Annotated in this window: 1 protein-coding gene; it reads right to left on the bottom strand. The window is 60.8% G+C overall.

All coding sequences use genetic code 11. The features are described 5' to 3' along the window. Positions 1-40 precede the first annotated feature (40 nt). Positions 41-673: plasmid pRiA4b ORF-3 family protein (locus IF809_RS38690; protein WP_462840097.1), on the bottom strand; the 633-nt coding region annotated here is incomplete at its 5' end.

The raw sequence follows: 673 nt of genomic DNA, 5'->3' as shown, positions 1-673 counted from the left end.
GTAAGCGTAGCTCTGCCGCCCTTTGAATGACGCTTGACGCCTATTTTGTTCGCGTGGCGCGTCGCCGCGGCATCCATGTGTCGGACAACGCGTTGACGGCGGCTTCGAGCGCCTTCCGGTCGACGACGTTGGGATCGAACCGCTCCGGGCCCCAGAGGCGCATGTGTTCGTGCTCGGGATGGCCGGGATCGCTGATGGCGGCGAGGTATTCAGCATAGCCTGGCGCACCGCCGACGTCTTCCGGAGGACAACGACCGGCGGCCTCGAGCAGGAAGGGAAGCCCCTCCGTCGTGGTGTTCTCGAACCATTTTTCGAGCTTGATCACATGGTCCCAGCTGTCGCCGAAGTCATAGAGATAATGGATCGTCTTGGCGCCGGTCTCGCGAACGATATCGTAAAGCCGCGCTTTGCGGGCATCCATGGGCTGGTGGCCGTAATCGTTGTGGGGATCAGGAATCCCCCAACGACCCTCACCAGCGAAGAACTCGAAGAGGTGACTGTTCGTCCAGCCAAACGCCGTCTGAAGCGTCAGATGCAATCGATCAAGGCGTAGGGTGACGGGTACGACAAGGCAACGCATCACCTCTGGCTTTACGTCCTTGAGGGTTACCCTGATCCGGACCGCGGTCGTGTTGAGGCTCATGCCGCCAATCTCGGATCGAGCCCATGCATC

Source organism: Bradyrhizobium sp. UFLA06-24, assembly GCF_054967145.1.
This window is presented reverse-complemented; position numbering and strand designations above follow the sequence as displayed.